Annotated in this window: 15 protein-coding genes; 4 read left to right on the forward strand and 11 right to left on the reverse strand. The window is 63.3% G+C overall.

All coding sequences use genetic code 11. From position 1 onward, the window contains the following. Nucleotides 1–23: 23 nt before the first annotated feature. Nucleotides 24–1,700 (reverse strand): 3-(methylthio)propionyl-CoA ligase, encoded by a 1,677-nt coding sequence (locus B0G71_RS36750; RefSeq protein WP_116148142.1) that lies wholly within the window; start codon nt 1,698–1,700, stop codon nt 24–26. Nucleotides 1,701–2,052: 352 nt separating this feature from the next. Between B0G71_RS36750 and B0G71_RS36755 the strand changes: the two genes are divergently transcribed. Continuing rightward, nucleotides 2,053–2,574 carry a heme-binding protein gene (locus B0G71_RS36755; protein WP_116149211.1) on the forward strand — a complete coding sequence of 174 codons (522 nt, stop codon included), beginning with the start codon at nt 2,053–2,055 and terminating at the stop codon, nt 2,572–2,574. 25 nt (nt 2,575–2,599) lie between these two features. Here B0G71_RS36755 and B0G71_RS36760 read toward each other — a convergent pair whose 3' ends face one another. Beyond that, entirely contained in the window at nt 2,600–3,022 is a 423-nt protein-coding gene (locus B0G71_RS36760; RefSeq protein ID WP_116148144.1) for a VOC family protein, read from the reverse strand. A 194-nt stretch (nt 3,023–3,216) separates the two neighbouring features. Here B0G71_RS36760 and B0G71_RS36765 point away from each other — a divergent pair, with 194 nt between their 5' ends. Next, nucleotides 3,217–3,519: a DUF4148 domain-containing protein gene (locus B0G71_RS36765; protein WP_116148145.1), complete on the forward strand. Its 303-nt coding sequence runs from the start codon at nt 3,217–3,219 to the stop codon at nt 3,517–3,519. A 140-nt stretch (nt 3,520–3,659) separates the two neighbouring features. Here B0G71_RS36765 and B0G71_RS36770 read toward each other — a convergent pair whose 3' ends face one another. From B0G71_RS36770 to B0G71_RS36795, 5 genes are all read right to left on the reverse strand, one after another. Then, nucleotides 3,660–4,847, reverse strand: a complete 1,188-nt coding sequence (locus tag B0G71_RS36770) for an FUSC family protein (RefSeq protein ID WP_116148147.1) — start codon at nt 4,845–4,847, stop codon at nt 3,660–3,662. A gap of 164 nt (nt 4,848–5,011) precedes the next feature. Then, nucleotides 5,012–5,443: a TerB family tellurite resistance protein gene (locus tag B0G71_RS36775; protein ID WP_116148149.1), complete on the reverse strand. Its 432-nt coding sequence runs from the start codon at nt 5,441–5,443 to the stop codon at nt 5,012–5,014. A 129-nt stretch (nt 5,444–5,572) separates the two neighbouring features. Then, nucleotides 5,573–7,192 carry a class I adenylate-forming enzyme family protein gene (locus B0G71_RS36780; RefSeq protein WP_258875739.1) on the reverse strand — a complete coding sequence of 540 codons (1,620 nt, stop codon included), beginning with the start codon at nt 7,190–7,192 and terminating at the stop codon, nt 5,573–5,575. A gap of 384 nt (nt 7,193–7,576) precedes the next feature. Further along, on the reverse strand, nt 7,577–8,644 hold the full coding sequence (locus B0G71_RS36790) for a catalase (protein WP_116148151.1): 1,068 nt from the start codon (nt 8,642–8,644) through the stop codon (nt 7,577–7,579). 204 nt (nt 8,645–8,848) lie between these two features. Continuing rightward, on the reverse strand, nt 8,849–9,511 hold the full coding sequence (locus tag B0G71_RS36795) for a hypothetical protein (protein ID WP_116148153.1): 663 nt from the start codon (nt 9,509–9,511) through the stop codon (nt 8,849–8,851). Between the two features lie 151 nt (nt 9,512–9,662). Here B0G71_RS36795 and B0G71_RS36800 point away from each other — a divergent pair, with 151 nt between their 5' ends. After that, the gene (locus B0G71_RS36800; protein WP_116121189.1) at nt 9,663–9,890 is read left to right on the forward strand and encodes a hypothetical protein; all 228 of its coding nucleotides are present in this window, start codon (nt 9,663–9,665) and stop codon (nt 9,888–9,890) included. Nucleotides 9,891–10,014: 124 nt separating this feature from the next. Here B0G71_RS36800 and B0G71_RS36805 read toward each other — a convergent pair whose 3' ends face one another. The 4 genes from B0G71_RS36805 to B0G71_RS36820 are packed head-to-tail and all read right to left on the reverse strand — an operon-like array spanning nt 10,015 to nt 19,213. Next, entirely contained in the window at nt 10,015–11,523 is a 1,509-nt protein-coding gene (locus B0G71_RS36805; RefSeq protein ID WP_116149213.1) for an efflux transporter outer membrane subunit, read from the reverse strand. Then, nucleotides 11,520–14,840 (reverse strand): efflux RND transporter permease subunit, encoded by a 3,321-nt coding sequence (locus B0G71_RS36810; protein WP_116148154.1) that lies wholly within the window; start codon nt 14,838–14,840, stop codon nt 11,520–11,522. Before B0G71_RS36810 ends, B0G71_RS36805 begins: the two co-directional genes overlap by 4 nt. Then, entirely contained in the window at nt 14,837–17,962 is a 3,126-nt protein-coding gene (locus B0G71_RS36815) for an efflux RND transporter permease subunit (protein ID WP_116148156.1), read from the reverse strand. Before B0G71_RS36815 ends, B0G71_RS36810 begins: the two co-directional genes overlap by 4 nt. 15 nt (nt 17,963–17,977) lie before the next feature. Next, nucleotides 17,978–19,213: an efflux RND transporter periplasmic adaptor subunit gene (locus B0G71_RS36820; RefSeq protein WP_116148158.1), complete on the reverse strand. Its 1,236-nt coding sequence runs from the start codon at nt 19,211–19,213 to the stop codon at nt 17,978–17,980. A 419-nt stretch (nt 19,214–19,632) separates the two neighbouring features. Here B0G71_RS36820 and B0G71_RS36825 point away from each other — a divergent pair, with 419 nt between their 5' ends. After that, nucleotides 19,633–19,854 carry a hypothetical protein gene (locus B0G71_RS36825; protein WP_116148160.1) on the forward strand — a complete coding sequence of 74 codons (222 nt, stop codon included), beginning with the start codon at nt 19,633–19,635 and terminating at the stop codon, nt 19,852–19,854. Nucleotides 19,855–19,858 lie beyond the last annotated feature (4 nt).

The following is a 19,858-nucleotide window of genomic DNA, read 5'->3' on the forward strand; positions in this document are numbered from 1 at the left end:
TTACCGCGACTTCCAGGTGGGTACTAACCGCCCGCCATCCGATTGGTCAGTGGACAGTTCTGAACTTCGCGTGCCGTCGGCAATATGTAGTCGCGGAACTGCTCGCGCAGTTTCAGCTTGTGTAGCTTTCCGGTTGCAGTGTGCGGCAATTCGCCGACGAAAACGATGTCGTCAGGAATCCACCACTTGGCGACCTTGCCTTCGTAGAACGCACGCAACTCGTGCTGGGTCACATCCATATCGGGGCGCTTGACGACCACCAGCAGCGGCCGCTCCGCCCACAAGGGATGCGCGCAGGCAATGCACGCGGCTTCCGCCACCGCGGGATGGGCGACCGCCACATTCTCGATGTCGATCGAACTGATCCACTCGCAGCCGGACTTGATCAGGTCCTTGCTGCGATCGGTAATGCGCATTAAGCCGTCGCGGTCGATCGTGGCGACGTCGCCGGTCGGAAACCAGCCATCGACGAGCGGCGACGCATCGTGGCGGAAGTAGCGGTCGATCACCCACGGTCCGCGCACATGCAGATCGCCGAACGTGGCGCCGTCCCACGGCAATTCGCGCCCGTCGTCGCCGACGATCTTCATATCGACGCCATAGACCACATGTCCCTGCTTCTCGAGCAGCCTGCGCTGCTCGTCGGGCGGGCGCTGCGTCTGCTCCCAGTTGAGTCTTGCAAGGGTACCGAGCGGCGACATTTCCGTCATGCCCCACCCGTGGATGGCTTCGACGCCGTAGTCGTCCTTGAACATTCTGAGCATGGCGGGCGGGCATGCCGAGCCGCCGATTATCGTGCGCTCCAGCGACGAGAACCGCACGCCCGTTTCACGCACGTAGTTGAGCAGTCCGAGCCACACGGTCGGCACGCCCGCCGAACACGTGACGCGTTCTGCTTCCATCAGATCGTAGAGCGACTTGCCGTCGAGGTCCTTGCCGGGGAACACCAGCTTCGCCCCAGTCAACGGCGCGGCATGCGCAATGCCCCACGCGTTCACATGGAACATCGGCACGACCGGCAACACAGAATCGCGCGCGGACAAGCCCATCGCATCGGGAAGCGATGCGCCGAACGCATGCAGCACCGTGGAGCGATGCGAATACAGCGCGCCTTTCGGATTGCCTGTCGTGCCCGAGGTGTAGCAGAGATTCGATGCGCTTCGCTCGTCGATGAGCGGCCAGTCGAAGTCGCCGTCCTTCGCCATGAGCAACGCTTCGTAGCACGACGCGGCCGTCGACATGCGCGACATATGCGCCTCGTCCGTCATTGCAATCCAGCCGAGCACGTTCGGGCATTGCGGCGCAAGCATGTCGACGAGCGGCGCGAACGTGATGTCGAACAGCACATGACTGTCGTCGGCGTGATTGATGATATAGGCGATCTGCTCGGGAAAAAGCCGCGGATTGATCGTGTGGCAGACGGCGCCGAAGCCCGTCGTGCCGTAGTACGTTTCCAGGTGCCGGTAGCCGTTCCATGCGAGGGTGCCGATCCGGTCGCCCGCTTCGACGCCGAGCGCGATCAGCGACTGCGCGAGTTGCTTCGCGCGCCGCTCGCAGTCGCGATACGTGTACCGATGCACATCGCCCTCGACGCGCTTCGACACGATCTCTGTCGTGCCGAAGTAGCGTGACGCATGCGCCAGCAACGAAGAAACCGTCAGCGGGACGTCCATCATCTGACCATGCAGCGGTGTTGTCATGGCCGCGTCTCCCTCGATCCGTGCTCGAATTGGCTGCTAATGCTCCGATTGGCCCTTGACGCAAACCACGCAGCCAATCCCGCTCAGTGATTCAAGATAGGCTAGCCCCGGACCTGTTGCAAATGGCTAATGGGGAATAGTTGCCGCCAACCGATCCATTTCTGGAAGCATTTATTCCAGCAAGGAAAAACTGTTCTTCAGCGACACGCCGTGCCAAATAGCCACCGCGACTCCTATAGTTCGCTTGAACCACAAGCAGATATTGTCAGTCGACATGCGCCAAAACTTTATGTGTGCACTACTGCCGTTTATCGATCTGTTCACGCGCCATCGCGGCCCGCACGGTGTAACCATGAAACGTTTTAGTCTGACCGCATCGCTATGCATTGCGTCGCTCGTGTCGCCGGCAAGTCAGGCACAAGACCCGCAGCCGTCCGGCTATCACTACACCTTGCCGCTCGATGTCGCGCTCGACGCGGCGAAAGAAGCGATTCGCGTGTGCGAAACGAAGCATTACTGGGTGACCGCGACGGTGCTCGATATGGATGGCGCGCCCCAGGTAGTACTGCGCGGAGACAGGAGCACGGTACACACCGCTGAATCGAGTATGCGTAAAGCGTTTACCGTCGTGACACTAGGGCCGGAATTCGGCTTCGACCGGTCGAGCGGCTTTTTCGAATTGATGAAGACGAGTCCATACGCGCCGCAACTCGCGACCGTGCACAACGTCATGGCATTGCCGGGTGCGGTAGCGTTCAAGGTGAATGGAGAGATAGTGGGCGCGCTTGGGATCGGCGGCGCACCCGGCGGCGACAAGGACGAGGTGTGCGCGGCGGCGGGTGTGGCGAAAGTCGCGGACCGCCTGCCGCACTGAGTCTGCTTGCAGTTGCAGCGCGCGCTCAGGCCGCCGCGACTCGCGGATCGAAGTCGAACTCGAGCCGGATGCCGCCCGGTTCGAAAATCATCGTGTGCCGCTTCGGGCCGGCACCCAAGGTTTCTGGTGCAAATTGAACTTCGACGCCGGGCCATTTCGACACCTTCGAGAACACGTCATCGAGCGCTGCTTCACTGCCCACGCGCAGCGCCAGGTGGTGCAGGCCGACGTTCGTTTTGCGGTCGAATTCGACGCGTCCCGCCTGATTCTGGACTTCCCACAGCGTGAGCATCACCTGTCCGTCGGACACGAACGCAGCCGGATAGTCCGGCTTCTCGCCAACTTGCGTCCATCCCAGACAATTGATGAAAAAGTCGCGAGTGAGATTCAGATCGCGAACGGTCAAGCCGATGTGATCGATACCAAGTGTCAGCGGTTTCGCATTCATGTCGAGCCTCCAGGTTGTGATGGTGATGCTACCGCAGAAGCGCAATGTAGATCGATGGCGCGATCTGATCCCGGTTGATGGAAGCGAGATATTCACTTATGCATTGCGCGCCCCGTTGAAGCACAGACTTCATTCGCCACTTCAGACAATAGAGTTTGTTACAGGCAGGTTCAACATTTATCGAGGTGTTTGCCATGAAATCGATTATCCGTGGAGCCCTTTTTGCCAGCGCGCTTGTGATTCCCGTTGCGTCGTTCGCTCAGTCGACCGAACACACGACACGTGCGCAGGTCCGTGCAGAACTCGTGCAACTGGAGAGCGTGGGATGGCACGTCGGTGACGGCGATACGACGCACTATCCTGATGAAGTCCAGGCCGCCGAAGCGAAGGTGGCGGCGCGCGATGCATCGACGAGTAACAACGCCGGTGCATCGATTACGTCCCGAGTGGGCGGCGGCGTGTCGGCTGAGGACTGGAATGCAATGTATAGCCGCTGAGCGTTCAACAGGCTTCGAGCGTTTCCGCGAATTGACCATACGACCATCTATCACGGTGCCGCGGACTCGCTGAACGGCTACCAGGTGAATGATCGCAGTCGAAAATGAATCCCGGCGAAAACACGAAGTGCGCACGTGTCTCAACGACTCGCATCCCGCGGCATGGGCGGCATGGGCGGCATGTACAGCCGGCCGGTCACGAACATCACCAGCGCCAGCACGGCAATTCCGGTGAGAATGCCGGATAGCCGCATGAGCGCAGGCAATGGATCGGACGACCAGTGGTGATCCTGGACAAACACCATGATGAAGGCGATGGTGAATTGCCGCCCCACGTAGCTTGCTCCTTCCCGTCCTGTTTGCACGTGGCATCCTGCCCACACGCCGATGGACAGCGCGAGCATGCACAGGATTGCCTGCCCTTGCATCAGAGGGAGGAGCGCCACACCAATCACACCGGCCAGCAGGCAGCCGGCTACGCGTTGCACCATCTTTTCCATGACCGGCTGCCGCGTTCCTTCTGCTGCCAGACCCGGCGGCACGATCAGCACCGCGATCGCCGTAACCATTGCTTGCGCGAAACCCGGCAGATGCAGAACGTACGTCAGCGATGCAAGGATTGTGATGGACAGCGCGGCCTGCAAGCACAACAGCATACGAGTCGAGCGTGCCGATTCCAGTGGCGGCGTCAAATTTTCAGCGGCTGGTACACCGTCGGACTCACCCGCCGCACGAGCGGTTGAAGCCTCCAGTGCCGTCCTGTTCCTTCGATACCACTTCGGCCCGAAATGAAACACGCTCGCCACCAGCAGGCAAGCAAGTGTTCCAACCGCGACCTCGGCGACGCGCAGCGCCGCAAACAAGGCGGTCGCCCGGAAGGACGCGAACTTGTGCGCTTCGTACATCACCATCAGGGCCGTCACGCCGCCCAGAACCCAGGCGTAGGTCGCCTTGGACCCGTTGGCCCGATACACCGCGACGGCGCCGATCACCCCCAGCGCGGGCACGAACACCCACGGACGGTCGCCGACCCACGGCCCGGCGATGGCCCCGAGCGCGGCCCCCATCACCGTGCCGATGATGCGGTGTGCGGCACGCTGCACGGAACCGGAAAAACTCGTTTGCATGACCGCGAAGCCGCTGATTGCGGCCCACCACGTGTCCGATAGGCCCAACGCGTTTGCAAGCGCGACAGAGAGCGCGACCGAGAGCATTGCCTCTGCGGCGAATGTCGCGCGCGCTCGGGAAGCCTTCCAGGCCGCCAGCTCACGCACGAGCCCGAAAATAGCCGTGCGGCAGAGCTGAACAAGGGTGCCGGCGAGCGTCATCTCTCCGCCGCACTCGAAACGAGAGGCCCAGGCACAATGGCGGAAAAGACAGCGTGATCCATGTAAAAGGAGCCTCCATTTATCGCGCGGCTATGACAATGATGTCGAGCCATCCTCGCAGCCATGCGGCAGATTATATGGCCGGTGGCGCGAGAGGCCACGGGTTAAGAAGCGGACGTGCCCTCTACCGAAACTTGCCGAACGGGACGGGCCGCAAGTTGCCACGCGTCGCGCAGCAGTCTCAGGAACTCGGCTTCGCGGTAGCAGTGGCGTTGGTCGGCCATGACCGCTTCGCTGCACAGGTCCATGATGTCGCGACGGAGCCGCCGGTCTTGCACATCAGCCGCGAGCCAGGCGAGCGTCGCGGGATCGACCTGACATACGTCGCTCCAATTCAGATAGCCAGACCGCGTCAGATCTTCGTACAGCGTTTGCACGATCGAAAGCAATCGGTGTCGATCCAACCGCAGGCGCCTTTCCATACCACAGCGGTCAAGCGCGTCGAGTTCAGTGAGGCTGAGGTGTCCATCGATTAACAGGCATGCCGCCAGGATGCGGCCCGCTGCCTCGGGACTGTTGCATTGATAGTGACGCATTTGCTACTCCTTTCCATATCGACAAGAACGGGGCGGCGAAATGAACCCTGAGATAGTCCGGGCGAATCGCCGTGACAATTCAGCTAGCCTTACGCGGGCGCTAGCTGAGGAAAACGGATGATGGGTGTGTCATGTGGCGGATCGGGGTCCATTGGCGGAGGCATTGCGGCGATCGCCCGGCTGACGGCCAGTGTCGACATTGCCGACCGGTTGCAGCGCACCGTGGCTCGGCTGAGAGTCGCCTTGCAGGATCATTTCGATTGCGGCGCGGTCGGCTTTTCCCTGTTCAGTAAGCGGCACGCGATCGGCCACGACGATACGGATCCGCTTCGCGATTAACGAGCCGAGCGAAATTTCCAGCCTGCGCATGCATCGCGTGACGTCCACCTGCCCAGCGGTCCACGGTTCGATCAGCGCGTCCCATCCGTGTTCGCTGGCACTCCTGTTTGCGGCCAGCGCCACGGCGTAGCGAACGTCAGGTAAGCGGCACAAGACATCTTCTATCTGTGTCGGACCGATCGTCACTCCGTCGATTTCCGCGACGTCGGCCGCGCGGCCGAGAACGTGCAGATCGGCTGCTTCGTCGATGAAGCCGACGTCGCCGGTCAGGCACCAACCGTGCTGAAACTTTTGTGCCTCTTCGAGCGGCTGATGGTAGTAACCATCCGCCACGGCGGCCGACTTAACTTCGATGTTTCCGCACTGTCCGGCACCTGCCACCGTTCCGTCGGCGCGCCGCAAACGTACCTCGACGCCGGGTCGAATAGCGCCCGCGCAAAGCAGCAGTTCCGGATTGGCCTCATAGTTGGATGGCGGCAGAATACTGACGACACCGGTTTCGCTTGAACCGTAGAGATGGGTAAGCACGGGACCGAGACGCGCGATCGCGCGTTCGCGCAGTACCGCGGGCGCTGACCCGCCGATGTGCGCGATGGAGCGCAGCGACGACAGGTCGCGCCGGCCGACGTCCGGGTGGTCCATTGTTTCGAACAGCTGAGGCTCGACGAGCAGCACGTCGGTGATACGTTCCGATTCGATCGTCGCGAGCGTCTCCGCGGGATCGTAGCGACGCTTCAACACGACCGTACCACCGCCGATGAGCGTCATGTCCACCAGCACTTGCGACAGGTACGCGAGCGGGCCATTGATAAGCTGGCGCCGGTCCTTGTCGTTCGCCGCGCAGACCATCGCCGAGTACGCCGCGAAGGACCGGCGGCTGCATTTGGGCACGCCCGTCGTGCCGCCCGACGAGACGACGACCGCGAGGTCGTCGGCGCTCAGTGGTCTGCGCAACGGCTGATTCGCATGCATTTGCGCAAGCTTGTCCAGGCGTACAGAGGCGGGACCGACGCCGGCGAACAGCACGCGGCTCTCGAGCGCAATGGGTATGTCGTGAAGGGTTTCCGGGAAGGCCACGAGAAGCGCCGGTTGGACGCGGGCTAGCAAGGTTGCGTGCCGCCCGGCATTCGTTGATGCAGGCACGAACATCGTCGCCGAACCAAGCAGGTTTGCCGCGTAGCGGATCGCAAGCGCGTCCGGACAATTGGGGGCGAGCAGTGCGACCAGCGAGCCCCGGCCGATGCCGAGCACCGCAAGCGCCCGTGCATAGCGAAAGATTGCCGTTCGCAGGGTACTGCCCGTTACGTCATGGTCGAAATAGCGCAGCACCGCCCGATCAGAATGTGTTTCCAGTTGATCGAGCAAGGCGTCGATATACGGCCGAAACGCTGCTTTCTCTTCGTGTTGCATGATTGCTCCGCTTCAGTGATGCATGATTCGATAGGCGAATCAGGCTGTGCTGAGACGGATTGTGCGTTTGCATAATGAGCGGAGAATTAGCGGGTGTGAGTGCGAGTAGTGGGGCGTTAGCCGGGCGCTCGCGCGGCGATCCGCAGGCGCTGGCGGGTACGCTCAATAACCACGTCCTGCGGCTCTCTCGGCCATTTTTCGCAGACACTGATCGAATTTCGCGCCGCTTACCGACGCGTGGAATTTGTCGTGACCGTCAACGACCGCGCTATCGATCCGGTTCAGGAAGGTTTCGATCTGGCATTGCAAATCTATCCGCCGGCGTCGAACCTGCCGGTCTCTGTCGAGAGGCTTCACGATGATCCGCTTAGGGCGCAAGCGGTTTCACACTGGCCCAATGCAGCGGCGCGCCTCCTCGCTCGACAAGACGCCGCGGTCCTTGCGATTTGCGGCGCTGGCCGCGTAGACATCTTTGCGGGCGTGCGTAATGCCGAGCGGTTCGAAGCCGTTGGCCGGGTTGAATGCCATCCGATTGATGCGCGTTTCATCGTCGGCGGAAGGCGGTGACGCAATCTCCAGCACGCCGATCGCAATCGGCGACCCTGCCCATACCACCGATGCATCGTTGACCGGCGTGCTTTCTTCATCCACGAAGAACTGCGCGCAGAGCTGCCACTTGAGCGGACTTTTTTGCAGGCGGTTCAACAGGTCTTCGCGCAGATAGTCGTCGCCGTGACGGTCGCCGTCGGTGCCTGGCGCCGTGGCGTCTTCGGGTTGCAGTGAGTACTTGATGGCTGCGGGACCGAGCTTCACCACCGAGCCCCAGAACCGCTCGGTCGTCAGGCTTTCGACGGAGTGCAACGTCGTTTCCTTGGCCAGGATGGCGACGATACGTGCCGTTTCGGCGGGGCCCAGCGTGCCGTTCAACAGTTCGATCGACGCCCGCTCCAGTGCTCCCAGCGCGCCTCTGGCGATCTGGGCGACGAGGATATCGGCGAAGTCCATGAATTGCACCGCGTTCCGCGCGTGCGAACGGCCGCCCTCGTTGGTCATGAGGAGGTCGGTTTCCATGCCTTCGGCGGTGAAGAACTTGATGGCGACACCGCGAACATCCGCGGCCTGGTCGGAGAAAGGGCAGGGCTGGCCGTTCGAAAAACGGCAGGCGACCCGATAGCAAAGCGAGCGCTCCAGATCGTCCTGCTTCGCGAAAGGACCATGCTTGAGCGCGATGGGTATCGTTTCGAAGATCCGCAGCGTGCCGAAGGCGCCGAGCGTTTGCTTCTGATGCTGGCCGCGGTCGACGCGTCCGTCCAGATGAGTGGCGCTGCTCGCGGCAATCGTCGCCTGCTGTGCCTTGATTTTCTCGACCAGCAGCGCGATCGCCTGAGCATTGTCGGGTTGGTCGATCCAGCCGGTGCCGCGTTCTGCCATGTCGGGGGAGTCGTTGGCCATGCTCGTGCTCCATCAAGATTCGCTGCGATGGGAATGCGTCCAGGCCTGCGCCGCGCTGCATTGGCAGACTTGCTGCTGGCGCGCATGGATGTGCACTACATCGTAGACTACGGCGCAATCGAACGCATCATGGCTTGAGCAGCCGGTGCGTGATCACGGCGATCACGTGGATTACGGCGGCCGCACGAACGGCGTTTCACCCGACTAGTGCACGCCCGATGGGTTCGGCGGCGGCAATGCCGGATCGAGCTTGGCGGACTCTCTGACGAGTTGTTCCGTCATCGCGGCTCCTACCGCGTTCGAGCCGCGACGAGGCTGGTCGTCGTGTGCAACCGGCTCAGGCGGTGGGAGCGCCGGATCGAGCTTGGCCGATTCCTTGACGAGTTCGTCCGTTGCCGAGGTCGAGCGCGAAGTCGAGTCGCGGCGGTGCAGACCGTCGCGGCTGCGGGCGGGTTGCACAACGGTGGCTGCTTTTGAATCGGTGCCTGCAAGCACAGTGGCCACGGCGGGCGTTTGGACCGTTTGGGGATGCGGTTGTGCCGGTTGCTGCGGCAATTGCGCGGCGTGTTTAGTTGACCGTTCGGGGGCGGACGTGATGTGTCCCTGCACGGATTGAGCGGGGCTCGGCGCGGGAGCGCGAGTGGCGATATCCGCGCTCGCGCCGGGCGGCGGCGTGCCGATTGCGTGGTCGGCTGTCACATGTAACGTGCCGGACTGCACTTTGTCCGAAGCCGACGCCGCGGAGCCGTCCGAAACGGCCGCGGGGTCGCGGGTGGCCGGATCACTTTTTGGGGACAGCAGGTAAACGGCGAATCCGACCTCTGCCAGCACCAGACCGACTACCAACGCTTTTCCGATCTTCCTCATAATTAGCCAACGGTGCTCAGAGCGATGCGAGCGCACATGATAACCAACCGGCCGCTGACGGTTTGTAACGAGAGGTATGCGGAAGTAACCAGAATACCCGGCGCGGAGCGTGCTAGATTGAACTTACTGCGCCATCAACGGAGTTGTTGCCATGGACACTCATTCGATTCTGGGCATGATCCACGCCGAAGAGGCGCTACTGGTCTCCATCGTGCGGTCGTTGCCACCGGACGTGCGGCGCACGGTCGCCAACGATTTCCACGAGCAGGCTCAACTCGCCGAGACGTCGCATCTGAATCCCACCACCGATCGCGAAGCCAGCGACGCGTTCAAGGCTCACATCAGACGGCTGTCGAATATGCTTGCTTCGCTATCCTGAGATAGTCGTCGCGCGGTGAACCGGGCTTTGTCACGGCGTCGCCAGCGCGGCATCGGATCGCCGGCGCGGTGGTGGCGAAAGAAAACGACTAGCGTCTCGACCGAACGGATCGGCAAGTAAGGGCTTACGGCGACGCGCTCTGTTGCCCCGTCCTGCGCGGATCACTCAGTTCGCTATCGGACCAGCCGCCTCCCAGGTCGCCGATCAACGACGCCGCATCGAGCAAGCGTGTTTGTTGCACGTTCAATGCGGTTTGCTGAAGATTCAGTTGAGCGGCTTGCGCAGTCGCCACCGTCGTAAAGTCCACCGTGCCGGCCTGGTATTCGTTGCGCGCAATCTCGGTGCCGCGCGTCGCGTCGCGGACGGCGCGCTCCAGCACCTCGGATTGCTGCGCGAGGATGCGCAAGCCGGCAAGGTCGTTCTCCACGCCCTGGAACGCCGCCAAAACGGTGCCGCGATAATTGGCCACGGCCGCTTCGTACGACGCCTTTGCCGCATCGACCTGCGCACTGCGCTGCCCGCCGTCGAACAGCGTCTCGCTCGCCTGGCCACCCAACGACCACACGTAGTTGCTGATATGCAGCAGGCCGGCCAACGGCGACTGCGTGAAGCCGTCCAGCGCCGACAGCGAGATCGTCGGGTAATACGCGGCGACGGCCACGCCGATTGCGGCGTTCTGCGCCGCCATCTGACGCTCGGCGGCGGCAATGTCGGGCCGGCGTTGCAACAGGGTGGACGGCACGCTGACCGGAATGGACGGCAGCGTCGGCAGCATGGTGTTCGGAGGTATGTCCAACTCTTCGGGGTTCTTGCCGACCAGCACCGCGATCGCATGCACATTCTGGGCGCGCGCGACGCCCAGCGCGATCAGACTCGATTGCGCCGACTCCAGTTGTGTCTGCGCGCTCACCAGGTCTGACGGCGGCACGGTGCCGGCCTTGTCCTGCTCGGCGACGACGCGTAACGATTGCTGGAACGCGTCGACGGTGTGAGTGAGCAGGTCGATATTCGCGTCCGTCACGCGCAGATCGATGATCGCGTTTGCCAGCGCGATCTGCTCGGAGAGCGTGGCGTTCGCGAGCGTCGCCTGAGTCGCTTGCGCGGTGGCGGCGCTCTGCTCGATATTGCGGCGCACGAGACCCCACAGGTCGGGCGCCCAGCTCGCGTTGGCTTCGAGCGAGCCGGCATTGTTGATGCGCTGAAAACTGCTCGCCCCGCCCAGACCGCCAAGTGAGCCGCTACTGAAGTTGCCGGTCGACGAACGTGCGCGGGTCGCCGATCCCGTCACGCCGATCGTCGGAAACAGCGCGCTGCGTGCGAGCCGCACTTCGGCCAGTGCCTGCTGGTAATTCGCATAGTCCTGGCGCACGGTCTGGTTCGACACCGACACGAGCGGCTCGAATTCATCCATGAGCGGGTCGTTAAAGCCCGTCCACCAGTCGCCCTTCGGAAACTCGGCGGCGGGCTGCGCTTCGGTCCAGCCAGGCAGTTCTTTCCACGTGGCGGGCGTCGCGAAGGGCGGGCGATGATAGTCGGGGCCGACCGTGCAGCCGGCAGTCAACACCGTCGACAACACAGTCGAAAACACCAGCATCGCGCCGGCCAGTCGGGTGGGGGAGATCGTCTTCATCATGAACTCGTATCCGGTGCTTCGCCGCGGCGATTCCACGGCAGGCGCGCTGACCATCTGGCGAGTCGCGCGCGCAGCCGGTCGAGGTACAGATAAATCACCGGCGTCGTGTACAACGTAAAAACCTGGCTGACGAGCAGGCCGCCCATGACCGTCACGCCGAGCGGCTGGCGCAGCGACGCGCCCTGGCCGATGCCGATCGCGAGCGGCACGGCGCCCAGCACGGCGGCGGCGGTCGTCATCATGATCGGACGCAGGCGGACCACCGCGGCCTCGTGAATTGCGTCGCGCGCGTTCCTGCCTTCGTGGCGCTGCAACTGGATCGCGACATCGACCATCATGATGCCGTTTTTCTTGACGATGCCGATCAGCAGAATGATGCCGATCATCGCGATCACAGAAAAGGGCGTGCCGAAGATCAGCAAGGCCAGCGTTGCGCCGATGCCCGCCGACGGCAGCGTCGACAGGATCGTGAGCGGGTGCACCGTGTTCTCGTACAGCACGCCGAGCACGAGATACACCACCACCAGCGCCGCGAGAATCAGCAGCGGCACCGCGCCCATCGACTGCCCATAAGCCTGCGCGGCGCCCGCGAACGCGCCATGCACCGACGCCGGCATGCCGATGTCACGCTCGGCCTGCGCAATGATCTGACCGGCTTCGCTCAGCGATCCGCCTGCCGGCAGGTTGAACGAGATGGTGCCGGCCACAAGTCCGCTCTGGTGGTTCACCTGCGTCGCGGTGTGGCTGTTCGAGAAGGTCATCAGCGCGGCGAGCGGCACCATGGTTTCGGCCGCTGTGCTGTCGGCGCTGCCGCTGGAATTGCCGCCCTTGCTGTTCGAAATGCTGTTGGTCTGCTGATTCGCTTCGGCATCGGCGTTCAGCGAATTCGTGTTCGCGCTGGTGCTCGACGCGCTGCTGACAGCCGCCGGCTGCTGCACGGCTTTAACGGTGGCGCGCGACATCTGCGTCTGCTGCGTGCCGTTCGCGTTGCCGGCGGCGGTGCTCAGGTAGATCTGATTGAGCGCTTGCGGATATTGCCAATAGGCCGGCGCGACTTCCATCACGACAAAGTACTGATTCAGCGCGTTGTAAATGGTCGACACGGTGCGCTGGCCGAACGCGTCGTACAGCACATTGTCGATCTGGTTAGGCTGAAAGCCATAACGCGCGGCGGTCGCGCGGCTGAAATTCACATAGGTTTGCAAGCCGTTCTGTTGCAGATCCGAATTCACGTCCTCCATCTTGCTGCGGTATTTGCCGAGTTCGGTCACGAGTTTCGGCACCCATGTGAAGAGTGCGTTCGCATCGTCGCTGGTGAGCGTGTACTGGTATTCGGCCGCGGCCTGGCGTCCGCCGATCTGCAGATCCTGCTGCGCCTGCAGGAAAAGCCGCGCGCCCGAGACGGCGTTGAGCTTCGGCCGCAAGCGGTTGACCACTTCAGTCGCCGACAGATGGCGTTCGGCGAGCGGTTTGAGTTCGATGAATACGTTCGCGGTATTCAGCGCGCGTCCGCCGGTGAAGCCTGCGACCGAGGCTACCGCGGGGTCCTGCTTCACGATCGACTGCAATTGCGCGAGCTTCTTTTCCATGGCGGCGAACGAGACGCTCTGGTCGGCAATGATCTGTCCGATCAGAATGCCGGTGTCCTGCTCTGGAAAGAACGTCCCGGATAGGAGCCGTGCAAGAAACACGTTGGCCACGAGCAGACCGATCAGCAGCAGGACGACCGCGAGCGCGTGATCGAGCGCCGTTGCGAGCGAACGGGAATAGGCCTGTTTGAAGCGCTCGAACTGCGCCTCGATCCAGCGTGCCCAGCGTGCCTTTGAATGCATCGCGCGTTCGTGGCTGAGCAGGTAGGCGCACATGACCGGCGTGACGGTCAGCGAAATGATCAGCGACAAAATGATCGCGATTGATAGCGTGACCGCGAACTCGTGAAACAGCAGCCCGACAATGCCGGGCATCAGCAGGATCGGCAGGAACACGGCGATCAGCGAGAGGCTCATCGAGATCACGGTGAAGCCGACCTCGGCGCTGCCGCGCAGCGCGGCTTCTTTCGGCTCGAGGCCGGCTTCGAGATGACGCACGATATTTTCCAGCACCACGACCGCGTCATCGACCACGAAGCCGGTGCCGATGGTCAGCGCCATCAGCGAGAGATTGTCGATGCTATAGCCGAGCAGATACATCGGTCCGAAGGCGCCGACGATCGAGAGCGGCAGCGCGACCGCCGGAATCAGCGTGGCGCGCGGCGACAGCAGGAACACGAAGACCACGCCCACCACCAGCAGCACTGCGATGAACAACGTGCGCTCGGTATCGGCCACCGAGGAGTTCACCGACTCCGAGCGGTCGATGGCGACGTTCACATGAATCGCGCTCGGCAACGCGGCTTCGATGATCGGCAGACGTGCGCGGATTTGCCCGACGGTCTGCACGACGTTGCTGCCCGGCGTCGGATAAACGATCACGAGCACCGCCGACTTGCCGTTGTAGAGTCCGGCATTGCGAATGTTTTCATTCGAATCGCGCACCTGGGCGACGTCGCGCAACAACACGGGTGCGCCGTCGCGATAGGCGATCACCACGTCGCGATACGGCGCGGCCTTGCTGATCTGATCGTTCGATGTCACCACGTAGCGCTGCTCGCCCTGATCGACATGGCCTTTCGCGCTGTTCGCGTTCGCCGCGCCGATCGCCGCGCGCACGTCTTCGAGGCCGATGCCGTAGCTGTTCAGCTTGCCCGGCTCCAGCTCGACGCGCACCGAGGGCAACGCGCCGCCGCCGAGCGTGATCTGCCCGACGCCGGTGACTTGCGACAACTGCTGCTGAATCACCGAATCGGCGGAGTCGTAGAGCTGGGCTTTGGTCAGCGTGTCGGAGGTCAGCGCGAGCACCATGATCGGCGCGCCGGCCGGGTTGTACTGGCGGTACGTCGGGTTGCTGCGCAGCGTGGTCGGCAGATCGGCGCGGGCGGCCTGAATGGCGGCCTGCACGTCGCGCGCCGCGCCGTTGATATCGCGGTTCAGGCCGAACACCACGATGATCAGCGACGAACCCACGTAACTGATCGAGGTGAGCTGGTTGACGTCGGCGATGGTGGCGAGGCGCCGCTCCAGCGGTGCGGCAACCGTGGCCGCCATGATTTCCGGACTCGCGCCTGCCATGTTCGCCTGCAACGCGATCACCGGAAAGGCGATGTTCGGCAGCGGCGCGACCGGCAGGCGGAAATAGGCAAGCGCGCCGGATATCAGGATCGCGAACGCCAGCAGGGCGGTCGCGACCGGGCGCCGGATGAAGAGCGCCGAGATGTTCACGGCGCGTTCTCCGGCGGCGCCGCGGTGCCGTCATTCGCGGCGCGGCGGCGGTTCTTCACACGCTGCGCGAGGCGGTCGAAGAAGAGATAGATCACGGGCGTCGTGAACAGTGTCAGTACCTGGCTGAGCGTGAGCCCGCCGATGATCGCAAGACCCAGTGGCCGGCGCAGTTCCGAACCCGTGCCGGTGCCGAGCAGCATCGGCAGCGCGCCGAGCATGGCGGCGAGCGTGGTCATCAGGATCGGCCGGAAGCGCAGCAGCGACGCTTCGAAGATCGCCTCGCGCGGCGGCTTGCCGTGCACGCGTTCCGCTTCGAGCGCGAAGTCGACCATCATGATCGCGTTCTTCTTGACGATGCCGATCAGAAGCACGATGCCGATGATGCCGATCACGTCGAGATCGCTGCCCGCGATCATCAACGCAAGCAAAGCGCCGATGCCGGCCGAGGGCAGCGTCGAGAGAATCGTCACCGGGTGAATGTAGCTTTCGTACAGCACGCCGAGCACGATATACACCGCGACCAGCGCGGCGATCAGCAGATACACCTCGCTGGAAAGCGAATCCTCGAACGCCTGGGCCGCGCCCTGGAACGAGGTCGTGATGGAAGGCGGCAGATCCACCGCTTTCTCGGCGTCGCGGATCTGCGCCACGGCGGCGCTGAGCGATGCGTCCTGCGCGAGGTTGAACGAGATCGTGACGGAAGGGAACTGCGCGAGGTGGCTGATCAACAACGGCGATTGTGTGATGCTGATCTTGGCGATGCCCGACAGCGGCACCTGCCCGGTGCTGCTCGTTTGACTCGGCAAATACAGATTGCCGATCGACTGCACAGTGGGAATCGTCTCGGGCTTTGCCACCAGAATCACGCGGTACTGATCGGACTGCTGGAAGATGGTCGAGACGATGCGTTGGCCGAGCGCGTCGTACAGCGCGTTGTCGATCGTGGCCGCCGTGATGCCGTAGCGCGCGGCAAGCTGGCGGTTCACTTCGACGTTCACGCTCAAGCCGTTGGTGTTCAGATTGCTGGTGACGTCCGTGATCGCGGCAATCTGCTTCATGCGCGCGATCAGCGCGGGCACGTATTGATTGAAAGCCTGCTGGTTCGGCCCGCGCAGCACGAAGTTGTACTGGTTGCGCGAGATCGAGGTATCGAGCGTCAGGTCCTGTTCGGGCTGCAGGTAGAGGCGGATGCCGGGCACGTCGGCGACTTCCTGCTGGATGCGGCGGCCGATCTCCTCGGCGGTGATCGAGCGGTCGTCGCGCGGGCGCAGATTGATCAGGAAGCGGCCGTTGTTCAGCGTCGGATTGGTGCCGTCGATGCCGACATACGAGGTCAGCGACACCACGTCGGGATCCTTCAGAATCGCGTCGGCGAGGGCGCTTTGGCGCCGGACCATGGCCGTGTACGACACCGAGTTGTCGGCCACGCTGATGCCCTGAATCACGCCGACGTCCTGCACCGGAAACAGTCCCTTCGGAATCACGATGTACAAAATTGCGGTGAGCGCGACCGTAATCAGCGCGACCACCAGCGTCAGCAACTGGTGATCGAGCACCCAGACGAGGCCGCGCTCGTACGCGGCGAGCGTCTTGTCGAACAGGCCTTCGCTGATGCGCTCGAAACGGCTCGGATGGCGTTGCGCCTGCGCGCGCAACAGACGCGCGCAGAGCATCGGCACGACGGTCAGCGAGACCACCGCGGAGATCACGATCGTCACCGCGAGCGTGATCGCGAATTCGCTGAAGAGCCGGCCGATTACGCCGCCCATGAACAGCAGCGGAATCAGCACCGCGATCAGCGAGACCGTCAGCGAGAGGATCGTGAAGCCGATCTGGCCGGCGCCTTCGAGCGCGGCTTCGAGCGGCGTCTTGCCTTCTTCCAGATAGCGCACGATGTTCTCGATCATCACGATCGAGTCGTCCACGACGAAACCGGTCGCGATGATCAGCGCCATCAGCGAGAGGTTGTCGATCGAATAGTTGAGCTGGTACATCACGGCGAGCGTGCCGATCAGCGAGACAGGCACGGAGATGCTCGGAATGATGGTGGCGGGCACGTTGCGCAGGAACACGAAAATCACCAGCACGACCAGCACGACGGCGAGCACCAGTTCGAACGCGGCGTCCGAGACCGACGAGCGGATCACGCCCGTGGTGTTAGCGACCACCGTGACTTGCAGGCCGGCGGGCAGCGTCGATTCGAGCGCCGGCAATTGCTTCATGATCTGGTTGACGGTGGCGATCACGTTCGCGCCCGGCTGACGCTGCACGTTCAGCACGATGGCCGGCGTGCGGTTGTACCACGCGCCGCGTTCCACATCCTGCGCGGCCTGGCTCACGCGCGCGACGTCGCGCAAATACACCGGCGCGCCGTTCTGATACGCGATCACGGTGGCCAGATAGTCTTGCGGATCGACGATCTGGTCGTTCGCGTTGATGGTGTAATCGAGCTCCGGTCCGTCGAAATTGCCTTTCGGCTGGCTGACGTTGACGTTCGCGAGCAGCGTGCGCAGATCGTCGAGATTCAGGCCGTAGGCGGCGAGCTTCTGCGGGTCCGCTTCGACGCGCACGGCCGGCACATTGCCGCCGGCGGTTGTGACGAGGCCGACGCCGGGCACTTCGGAGATTTTGGTGGCGAGGCGATTGTTGGCGGTGTCCTGCAACTGCGTCAACGACATGGACTTCGACGTGACCGCGAGCGTGAGGATCGGCTGATCGGCCGGATTGACCTTGGCGTAGGTCGGCGGCGCGGGCAGGCCGGCCGGCAGGAAGCTGTTGGCGGCGTTGATCGCCTGCTGCACGTTCTGTTCGGCGATGTCGAGATTCAGCGAGAGATCGAATTGCAGCGTGATCACCGACGCGCCTTCCGAACTGTAAGACACCATCTGCTGCAAGCCCGGAATCTCGCCGAGCTGGACTTCGAGCGGCGCGGTGACGGTGGTCGCCATCACATTCGGACTCGCGCCGGGGTAAAAGGTCTGGACCTGGATGGTCGGATAGTCGACAGCCGGCAGCGACGAGACCGGCAGGAAGCGCACCGCGACCAGGCCGACGAGCACGAGCGCGACCATCAGCAGCGACGTCGCCACGGGCCTCAGGATGAACAGGCGGGAGAAGTTCATCGACGGGGCGGCGTGCTATGAAGCCGCGGATGCCGCGTCGGCCGCGGACGCGGAGGCCGGCCGTGCGGCCGGCGTGGCCGCCGACGCACCCGCGGCACCCGAGCCCGGCCGCGCAGCCGACGCCTTGATCTTCAAGCCGTCGCTCAAGCGGTCCATGCCGTCGGTGACGACCACGTTGCCGGCGGCGAGTCCCGTTGTGATCACCGTATGCTGACCGTCGCTGGGTCCCAGCGTGACCTTGCGCACCGATACGGTGTTGTCGGCGTTGACCAGATACACGTAGTCGCCGGGCGCGCCGCTCTGCACCGCGGGCGTCGGCACCAGTACCGCGTTTTGCAGCGTGTCGACCAGCAGTTTGACGTTGACGAATTCGTTGGGGAAGAGTGCCTCGTCGTCATTGGGGACCGTTGCGCGCAACGTGACGGTGCCGGTCGCGGTCGCCATCTGGTTGTTGATCGCGTACAGCGTGCCGGTCGCTATCTGCCGGGAATTGTCACTGCTGAACACCGCGACGGGTAACTGCGCGCCGGCGTTGACGCGTTGCAGCACCTTATCGAGCGCGGTTTGCGGAACCGTGAACTGGACGGTGGTCGGCTTCATCGTGGTGATGACCGCAATGCCCGGTTGACTCGACGCGGTCACGTAGTTGCCCGGGTCGACGAGACGCAGCCCGACCCGGCCTGACACCGGCGCAGTGATGTGGCAGTAGATCAGGTCGAGATCGAACTGGGCGATGTTGGCTTCGTCGGCCTTGACCGCCGCCTCGTCCTGCAGGACGAGAAACTTCTGGTCCGCATAGGTTTGCTCGGCGATCGACTTACGCTCGTTGAGCTGGGTAAAGCGCGCGAGATCGGCGCGCGCCTGGGCAAGCGCCGCCTTGTCCTTGGCAAGTTGCGCCTCGGCCTGACGCTTGCTGATTTCATACTGGCGCGGGTCGATCTGCGCGAGGAATTGGCCTTTCTGCACGTCCTGGCCTTCGCGATAGCCGACGGCGGTCAGGTAGCCGCTCAGTTGCGGGAGCACGGTGACGGTGGCAACCGGCGTCACGGTGCCCAGTTCGCTCAGCGTCTCCGGCATCGGTCCAGTAGTGGCGGCGGCGACCGTTACGACCTGGGGCGCCACGCCCGGCTTGGCCGGCTTCGAGCGCAACACATGAAACACCACCAGGGCGATCAGCGCCAGCACCACGATTGCGAACACGATGCGGCCACGCCGCGGACGCTTGGCCTGGATCGTCGACGCTTCGCTCATAACGGTCTCCCGCCGGATGCGTGGCACCCGGCGAACGCCGTCGATGGACGGTCCGGCCAATGGCTGTCGAAGAGCGTCATACGAACTCCCAGGATGGGCATCGCCGGTGCCGGCGACAGGAATCCAGACAATCACGCCCAGAGTCTATCCGACTGTGGAGCTAATTCTCGCGACACCACCTTGACGGGCGTTTCGATTTGTTACGGTCGACCGGGCCGTGGCACCGTGCCGTCTACTCGGCGCGAGCGCGGCCATACGGAAAAAAGTAGCAACGACGCGGACCGTGACGGGGGAACAAGCGAGGCATACGCGCAGCCGAGGTGTAACCGCGTAACTCGACGCAACAGAACCGTAGCCCGAATGTCGGGCTCGCTCGCTAGCATGAGGGCCTTGTCCAATCTCAACCGACGAGATACCCGATGCTGAGCCATCATGAACTCGCGATACTGCTGCGTCTCGCTGACACCGGGCGGCGTCAGGAAGCCATTGATCCTGACGTGCTCGCGCTGAGCCGATACGAGCTGATCGAAATCGACCGGCGCGAGGAGGGCGTGATGGTGGGCGGCGCGTCGACGCTGCGGCTGACGAACCGGGGCCGTGAACTCGTGCGCCGTCTGGTCGGCGGGGGCGGCGGCGTGTGAAAGA

The organism is Paraburkholderia sp. BL27I4N3, from assembly GCF_003386115.1.
Lineage (GTDB): Bacteria > Pseudomonadota > Gammaproteobacteria > Burkholderiales > Burkholderiaceae > Paraburkholderia.